Genomic DNA, 7,926 nt, shown 5'->3' on the forward strand with positions numbered 1-7,926 from the left:
AGGCTACAGATGGGGCAATTTGGCGGCATCCAATAACAAATGACTCCTCGAGGAGCCCCTGAATGTCGATTGATTCCCGCTTGCCCAATTTCCGCAGCCTGTCTCCCAGCCAGCGCCTTGAACACCTGCAACCCTTGCTCGGCCTGAGTGATGAAGACCTGGCGCTGCTGCGCGACGCCGGTGCGTTGCCGCTGGAAATCGCCGACGGCATGATCGAAAACGTCATCGGCAAATTTGAACTGCCGTACGCCGTGGCCAGCAACTTCCGCATCAATGGCCGCGATGTGGTGATCCCGCTGGTGGTGGAAGAACCTTCGGTGGTTGCCGCCGCCTCGTTCATGGCCAAGCTGACTCGTCCGACCGGTGGTTTCCAGACCTCCAGCAGCGCACCGCTGATGCGCGCCCAGGTGCAGATCATCGGCATCAGCGACCCGTTCAATGCGCGCTTGAGCCTGCTGCGCAACAAGAACGAAATCATCGCCCTGGCCAACAGCAAAGACCAGTTGCTCAACACCCTCGGCGGTGGCTGCCGCGACATCGAGGTACACACCTTTGCCGACAGCCCACGCGGGCCGATGCTGGTGGCCCACCTGATCGTCGACGTGCGCGACGCCATGGGCGCCAACACCGTCAACACCATGGCCGAAGCGGTGGCACCGCTGATGGAACGCCTCACCGGCGGCAAAGTGCGCCTGCGCATCCTGTCCAACCTGGCGGACTTGCGCCTGTGTCGCGCCCAGTTGCGCATCGCTCCGGAACACCTGGCCACCAGCGAATACAGCGGTGAAGACGTGATCGAAGGGGTGATCGACGCCTATACCTTCGCCGCCATCGACCCGTACCGCGCCGCCACCCACAACAAAGGCATCATGAACGGCATCGACCCGCTGGTGGTCGCCACCGGCAACGACTGGCGTGCCGTGGAAGCCGGTGCCCATGCCTACGCCTGCCGCAGCGGCCACTACGGGTCGCTGACCACCTGGGAAAAAGACAGCCAGGGCCATTTGGTCGGCACCCTGGAAATGCCGATGCCGCTGGGCCTGGTCGGCGGTGCCACCAAGACCCATCCGCTGGCGCAACTGTCGCTGCGTATCCTCGGGGTGAAGACCGCCCAGGAACTGGGTGAAATCGCCGTTGCGGTCGGCCTGGCGCAGAACCTCGGCGCATTGCGTGCCCTGGCCACCGAAGGTATCCAGCGTGGGCATATGGCGTTGCATGCGCGCAATGTGGCGCTGTCAGCCGGTGCCCGTGGTGATGAAGTGCAATGGTTGGTGGAGCGCATGGTCGCGACCCACGACGTGCGCGCCGACAGTGCGCGGGCTTTGTTGCTCGATAAGCGCGGTCAGTGAGGATGGACGCCGTCAGGCTGGTGGAAGTGGGCGCGCGGGACGGTTTGCAGAACGAAGTCCGTTGCCTGCCCGTGGACACCCGAGTGGCCCTGGTGGAGCGCCTCGCCGATTGTGGCTTGCGCACCATTGAGGCCGGGGCATTCGTGTCGCCGCGCTGGGTGCCGCAGATGGCCGGTTCCGATGAAGTGCTGCGCCAAGTGAGCCCGCGTGCGGGCGTGACCTACACCGTCCTGGTGCCCAACCTGCAAGGCCTGGACATGGCCCTGGCCGCCGGGTGTCGGGAGGTCGCGGTGTTTGCGGCGGCGTCCGAGGCGTTCTCGCAAAAGAACATCAATTGCTCGATTGCCCAGAGCCTGGAACGCTTCGAGCCGGTGTTGGCCAAGGCCCGGAAAGCGGGTGTCGCGGTGCGTGGCTACGTATCCTGCGTGCTCGGCTGCCCGTTTACCGGCGCGGTTCCCGTCGCCCAGGTGGTGACGGTCACCCAGGCGCTGTATGCCATGGGCTGCTACGAAATCAGTTTGGGCGACACCATTGGCACTGGCACGCCGAATGCGACGCGCCGATTGATCGAGGCCTGTGCCGGCGAGGTTCCCATGAGTGCCTTGGCTGGGCATTTCCATGACACCTACGGCATGGCGGTGGCCAATGTGCAGGCCGCGTGGCAAGCCGGGGTACGGGTGTTCGACAGTTCGGTGTCGGGCTTGGGCGGCTGCCCGTATTCACCGGGCGCTACCGGTAACGTGGCCACCGAGGAACTGGTGTACCTGTTTGAAGGGCAGGGCATTGCCACCGGGGTCGACCTTGCAAAATTGATCGAGGTAGGCGTCTTTATTGATAGCCAGCTGCAGCGCAGCGGTGAATCGCGGGTCGCCAAGGCATTGCGCGCACGCATCCAATAACAAAAAGTGGAGCACCCATGAACCCTCTCGCAACCACCCTGGCCGGTTTCGGCCCGCTCAAGGGCGTGACCATCCTTGACTTGACCCGCGTGGTCGCAGGCCCCTATTGCGCCATGCTGCTGGCAGACATGGGCGCCAACGTGATCAAGATCGAACACCCCACCGACCCGGACCTGACCCGCGAATTCCCACCCATGAGCCGCAGCAGCGACACGCCGGTCAGCGGCTTCTTCGCCCAGTTCAACCGTAACAAACAGGCGGTGTGCCTGGACCTCAAGCACCCGGACGGCAAGGCCACGTTCCTGCAGATGGTGGGCAAGGCCGACATCGTGATCGAGAACTTCCGCCCCGGCACCATGGACAAGCTCGGCCTGGGCTACAAGGTGCTCAAGGCCGTCAACCCGGCACTGGTGTTCACCGCCATCAGCGGCTTTGGCCAGCACGGGCCCAACTCTTCACGACCGGCATTCGACAGCAGCGCCCAGGCATCCGGCGGGCTGTGGTCGATGAATGGCACCGTGGAGGAGCCGATGCGCGTCGGCACGGTTTTGGGTGACCTGTCGGCGGCCCTGTATGCGGCCATCGGCACCCTTGGTGCGCTGCGTGAGGCCGAGCGCAGCGGTCACGGGCAACTGGTGGACGTGTCCCAGCAGGATTCGATCATTTCCCTGACCGAAAATGCCCTGGTCACCTACACCGAAACCGGCGAGGTGGTCGGCCCTACCGGCAATGGTCATCCCTTTGTCAAACCCTACGGGCGCTATGCGTGCAAGGACGGCTTCGTGTTTTTCGGCGCCTACACCGACAAGTTCTGGCGCGAGGCCTGCCAGGCATTCGGCACGCCTGAATGGGCCAGCGACCCGGAATTGGACACCATGGCCAAGCGCTTCGAGCAGGCCACTTACCTGCGTCGGGTCAAACCCATCGTCGAGGGCTGGTGCGCGGCGTACACCAAGGCCGAACTGGAAGCCCTGACCGGCGACCGCTTCCCGTTGTCGCCGATCAAAAGCATGGACGAAGTGGTTGCAGACCCCCACGTGCGTGAGCGCGACATGGTGGTGAGTGTGGAATGCCAAGGCGCGCATTTCGAGGTGTTCGGCAACCCGGTCAAACTCTCCGGCGGCACCTTGGAGAAGGGCGCCAGTGCCCCCGCTGTCGGCCAGCATAACCAGCAGGTCTACCGCCAATGGCTGGGCCTGGAACAACACCAATACGATGAACTGGTCGCCCGAGGTGTGATTTGAGCCTGCTCACCGAACAGATCATGAGTTGCATCGGCCTGGCCTTGCCGCCGGTGCGCTTTGAGGTCAGCCGCAATGACATTCGCAAGTACGCCGTGGCCACCGGCCAACGCCAGGCGCGGTTTCTTGCCGGTGACGAAGCGCCGCTGATGTTCCTGTTCAGCGTGCTGATGCCGGTGCTGCCCCTGGACCAACTGCGTGAAGACGGCCATTGCCCCGACAACCCGTTGCTGCCGCAGCTGCCGCTCAAACGTATCCTGGCCGGTGGCAGCCGCTACCAGGTGCACGGGCGCATCTATCCCGGCGACGTGCTGGTGTGTCGCCAGAGCCTGGTCGACATTCACGAGAAACAGGGCAGCGACGGCCCGTTGATTTTCCTGGTGTTCGAGAACCGGTTTGAAAACGAAGCCGGCGAGCCGCTGGTGATCGAACACCTGACCCGGATAGCGAGGTAAGCATGGCCATTCCTGAAGTCGGCCAGGCGCTGCCTGAGCGCCAATACACCCCGGATAGCGTGCAATTGTTCCTGTACAACGCGGCGATCTGGAATGCCCACCGCATCCATTACGACCTGCCTTACGCCCAGGACGGCGAAGGTCACCCGGCGCTGCTGGTGGACGGTCCGTTGCAGGGCGACTGGCTGACCCAATTGCTCTACGACTGGATGGGCGCCAACGATGAATTGCTGGCGTTCGAGTACAGCAACCGTCGCGCCGCCTATCTCGGCGATGTGCTCACCGCTTGCGCCGAAGTCGAGGCGGTTGAGCAGGCAGACGTCACGTTCGCCTTGCGCATTGTCAACAGGCACGGCCAAGCGACTACCGTCGGACGGGCCACTGTCCGCCGTGGCTAATGCTTCACCCCCCTATAAAAACAACAAGCCCGAAAGGGCCGGAGGGCACCATGCAACAACCTCTTTTACCGCCGGACAAGCAACACCTGTATGAGGTGTGGGGCGACACCATCGATGGCCGCCACCTGGCAATGTCCATCGGCATTGGCGCCGTGGTCAGCCTGGGCGCCTACTTTGCTGCGCAGCACCTGTTGCACTACCTGGTGGAGTCGGCGCAGATGGCCCGTGCCTATGCCATGTTGATCGGCATCCTCGGCTGCCTGGCGGGCGGGGCGATCAGCGCCAAACTGTTCCCGCCCAAACGTGACGTGCAAGAGAACCTCGCCGACCAGGGTTTTCGCGAACAAGTGGTGGCCGACCTGCTCAAGGAGTACGGCAGCCTCGGGCGTTTGGAAGACTTGTCTGCTGAGGTGATTGCCGAACTGCGCGAGCTGGAACTGTACGAGCTGTTTCGCGAGGCCCAGGCACGTGAAGAAAGCCTGCGTGAAACGCCGGCCACCGCACTCACCGCCAGCCTCAGTGGAGGGCGCGGGTGATGGAAGTCTTACTGCACGAAATCATGATGGCCTTCGCCCTCGGGCTGCTGGGCGCGGTGGTGTTCGCCGCCATCGGCCTGGTGTCCGGTACGGATGAAACCACCACGCTCGCACCGCTGACCATGCTGGTGGTGCTGTTGGGTGCGCCGCCGGCCGGGGTGCTCACATTCTTCCTCGCCGGCGCCGTGGCCAAGCACATGACCCATGCCGTGCCCACCGCGTTGTTGGGGATTCCAGGCGATACATCGGCCACGGCGCTGCTGGCGGATGCCAACTACCTGCGCAAGCTCGGCGTGCCGCATATCGCGCTGCGCAAGATGATCTCCGGTGGCGCGGTGGCGGCGCTGATCGCGGTGCCGTTGTCGGTGTTGTTCGCGGTGTTGCTGGCGCCGTTCGGCGCGGTGATCAAGCAATTCGCACCGTGGGTGTTCCTGTGTGCCGCGTTTACCATCGCCTACTTCTCCGCTGGCCGTTGGGCGGCGGTGCTGGCCCTGGTGCCGTTTGTGGTGGTAATCGTGGCGTTGCAGGCGTTGACCGGGCAGTACGGGGTCAAGTTGTCGGTGAGCTACTTCCTCGGCATCGCCGTGGCACCGCTGATTGCCTCGCTGTTTTCCCTGCTGGCCCCCGGCGAGCGCCAGCGTATGCGTCGCGACCAATACCGGGTGTTTTCCCTGGCCCCGGACGTGAAGGGCTGGAGTGGCTATTTCCCCAACCCGTTCAAGGTCATCAACCCACGCCAGGTGCGCGTCACGGCCATGGCCGCCAGCGTCTCCAGCGCAACATTTGTGTTCAGCCCGGTGGCCATGACCGTGATCATGGGCGAAGTGATCGGCTCGCGCATCAAGCATGCCTACGACCGCCTGACCACGGTGATTACTGCGCGTAACGGCGTGACCGAGTCCACCTATATCGCTGAAACCCTGATCCCACTGATGGCCTTTGGTTTGCCATTGAGCCCTGTGGCAGCTGGCCCGGCTGCGCCGCTGTTCAACGCACCGCCACGCTTCTTCGTCGACAACGCCACCGGCGAGATCAACAACCTGCACAACCTGCTCAATACCTGGGAGTTCCTCGGCTACGGCATGCTCGCGGTGATCGTGGCGATCCTGGTGGCGTACCCGTTCACCATGAACTTCGCCCACGGCGCGGCGGCCTTTGTGGTGCGCAAGATCAGCCATGAAGCGGTGATCGCGACCTTTATCGGCCTGGTGCTGGTGATCGGCATCTGGGAAGGCGGGCTGCTGGGGTTGATGGTGATTGTCACCATAGGCCTGCTCGGCGGATTCCTCGCACGCTTCCTGGGCTTCAACATCGGCGTGCAGTTCATGGGCTATTACACCGCCGTGCTTACGGTACCCGCGATCATCGCGTTGACCGGCAACTAACTCCCTCCATCCCACCAGCCAGCAGATACCTGTTATCTGCGACGGGAGGCGTTCGCCTCCCAAAAAGGAATAATAAAAATGAAGATCCTTTTGCGCTCCAACCCAGTGGTACTCACGTGCCTGGCACTTACCGCCGGCAGCAGCCATGCCGAGGGCTTCCTGGACGACAGCAAGGCCTCGCTGAACCTGCGCAACTTCTATTTGAATCGCAACTTCGTCAATGGCAACTACCCCCAGGCCAAGGCCGAGGAGTGGACCCAAAGTTTTATCCTGGACGCGCGTTCCGGCTACACCGAAGGCCTGGTGGGCTTTGGTGTGGACGTGCTGGGGCTGTACTCGGTGAAGCTCGACGGCGGCAAGGGCACCGCCAACACCCAGTTGCTGCCGGTGCATGGCGATGGCCGCCCGGCGGACGATTTTGGCCGGCTTGGGGTTGCGCTCAAAGCCAAGCTGTCGAACACCGAACTGAAGGCGGGCGAATGGGCGCCGGCCTTGCCGGTACTGCGCTCGGACGATGGTCGCTCGCTGACCCAGACCTTTCGCGGCGCGCAGATCACCTCGAGGGAAATCACTGGCCTGACCCTGTACGGCGGCCAGTTCCGCGCCAACAGCCCGCGCAACGATGCGAGCATGGAGGACATGTTCATGGGCGGCCGCCCGGATGCCACCTCCGACCGCTTCAACTTCGGCGGTGCTGAGTACCAGTTCAACGACAAGAAAACCCAAGTCGGCGCCTGGTATTCAGTGCTGGCGGACATCTATCAGCAACGCTACTTCAACCTGATCCACAGCCAACCGGTAGGCGGTTGGGTACTGGGTGCAAACCTTGGGTACTTCTCCGGCGAAGAAAACGGCAGCGCCCGCGCTGGCACCCTGGACAACCGTGCACTGTCGGCCATGCTCTCAGCCAGAACCGGCGCGCACACCTTCTATGTGGGCCTGCAACGCCTGTCCGGCGACAACGGCTGGATGCGCGTCAACGGCACCGCCGGTACCAGCCTGGCCAACGACAGCTACAACTCCAGCTATGACGCGGCCAAGGAGCGCTCGTGGCAACTGCGCTATGACTATGACTTTGCCGCCCAAGGTGTGCCGGGGTTGACGCTGATGACCCGGTATATCCGGGGCAGCAATGCGCACGTCGGTGCGGTTACCGATGGCGAGGAATGGGGGCGCGAGTCGGAGCTTGCCTACGTGATACAAAGCGGGCCGGCGAAGAACCTGAATGTGCGCTGGCGCAACTCCACGCTGCGCCGCGACTTCAGTACCAATGAGTTTGATGAGAACCGGTTGATCATCAGTTATCCGTTGTCGTTGTTGTAACACTACTCAAAATGTGGGAGCGGGCTTGCTCGCGAATGCGGTGTGTCAGTCAACTCATTCATTGGCTGACACACCGCATTCGCGAGCAAGCCCGCTCCCACATTTGGATCTCCATACATCAGATAGATAATGGTTTGCTCTGGCTCTGGCTCTGGCTCTGGCTCTGGCTCTGGCTCTGGCTCTGGCTCTGGCTCTGGCTTTTGATCTTGATCTTAAGCGCCCCGTTAAACCACGCTGGCCGAACGCAGGCTTGAATCCGTGGGTAACCCGGCAGGACGCCGGGTTAGCCGCGCTGGGCCAAGGATGGCCCATCGCGGCGGCCCACGGATTCAAGCCGGAG

8 protein-coding genes are annotated in these 7,926 nt (G+C 63.0%); all 8 read left to right on the forward strand.

The genetic code is table 11. The annotated features are described in order from the left end of the window. Positions 1 to 62: 62 nt before the first annotated feature. Positions 63 to 1,349, forward strand: coding sequence for a hydroxymethylglutaryl-CoA reductase, degradative (locus HF257_RS24585; protein WP_185712119.1), 1,287 nt, complete (start codon positions 63 to 65; stop codon positions 1,347 to 1,349). A gap of 2 nt (positions 1,350 to 1,351) precedes the next feature. After that, positions 1,352 to 2,248 (forward strand): hydroxymethylglutaryl-CoA lyase, encoded by an 897-nt coding sequence (locus HF257_RS24590; RefSeq protein ID WP_185710714.1) that lies wholly within the window; start codon positions 1,352 to 1,354, stop codon positions 2,246 to 2,248. A 17-nt stretch (positions 2,249 to 2,265) separates the two neighbouring features. Continuing rightward, positions 2,266 to 3,492 (forward strand): CaiB/BaiF CoA transferase family protein, encoded by a 1,227-nt coding sequence (locus HF257_RS24595; RefSeq protein WP_185710715.1) that lies wholly within the window; start codon positions 2,266 to 2,268, stop codon positions 3,490 to 3,492. After that, positions 3,489 to 3,944 carry an FAS1-like dehydratase domain-containing protein gene (locus HF257_RS24600; RefSeq protein WP_185710716.1) on the forward strand — a complete coding sequence of 152 codons (456 nt, stop codon included), beginning with the start codon at positions 3,489 to 3,491 and terminating at the stop codon, positions 3,942 to 3,944. Before HF257_RS24595 ends, HF257_RS24600 begins: the two co-directional genes overlap by 4 nt. 2 nt (positions 3,945 to 3,946) lie before the next feature. Then, on the forward strand, positions 3,947 to 4,342 hold the full coding sequence (locus HF257_RS24605) for a hotdog family protein (protein WP_185710717.1): 396 nt from the start codon (positions 3,947 to 3,949) through the stop codon (positions 4,340 to 4,342). Between the two features lie 50 nt (positions 4,343 to 4,392). Further along, positions 4,393 to 4,878 (forward strand): hypothetical protein, encoded by a 486-nt coding sequence (locus HF257_RS24610; RefSeq protein WP_185710718.1) that lies wholly within the window; start codon positions 4,393 to 4,395, stop codon positions 4,876 to 4,878. Next, positions 4,878 to 6,263: a tripartite tricarboxylate transporter permease gene (locus HF257_RS24615; RefSeq protein WP_185710719.1), complete on the forward strand. Its 1,386-nt coding sequence runs from the start codon at positions 4,878 to 4,880 to the stop codon at positions 6,261 to 6,263. The genes HF257_RS24610 and HF257_RS24615 overlap by 1 nt, the downstream gene beginning before the upstream one ends. Before the next feature lie 78 nt (positions 6,264 to 6,341). Further along, positions 6,342 to 7,586 carry an OprD family porin gene (locus HF257_RS24620; protein WP_185710720.1) on the forward strand — a complete coding sequence of 415 codons (1,245 nt, stop codon included), beginning with the start codon at positions 6,342 to 6,344 and terminating at the stop codon, positions 7,584 to 7,586. Positions 7,587 to 7,926: the final 340 nt, after the last annotated feature.

Source organism: Pseudomonas cremoris (assembly GCF_014230465.1).

Bases quoted from the DNA above. Each gene is read 5' to 3' on its own strand.
- HF257_RS24585 (WP_185712119.1), top strand. From the start codon at position 63: ATGTCGATTGATTCCCGCTTGCCCAATTTCCGCAGCCTGTCTCCCAGC.
- HF257_RS24590 (WP_185710714.1), top strand. From the start codon at position 1,352: ATGGACGCCGTCAGGCTGGTGGAAGTGGGCGCGCGGGACGGTTTGCAG.
- HF257_RS24595 (WP_185710715.1), top strand. From the start codon at position 2,266: ATGAACCCTCTCGCAACCACCCTGGCCGGTTTCGGCCCGCTCAAGGGC.
- HF257_RS24605 (WP_185710717.1), top strand. From the start codon at position 3,947: ATGGCCATTCCTGAAGTCGGCCAGGCGCTGCCTGAGCGCCAATACACC.
- HF257_RS24610 (WP_185710718.1), top strand. From the start codon at position 4,393: ATGCAACAACCTCTTTTACCGCCGGACAAGCAACACCTGTATGAGGTG.
- HF257_RS24615 (WP_185710719.1), top strand. From the start codon at position 4,878: ATGGAAGTCTTACTGCACGAAATCATGATGGCCTTCGCCCTCGGGCTG.
- HF257_RS24620 (WP_185710720.1), top strand. From the start codon at position 6,342: ATGAAGATCCTTTTGCGCTCCAACCCAGTGGTACTCACGTGCCTGGCA.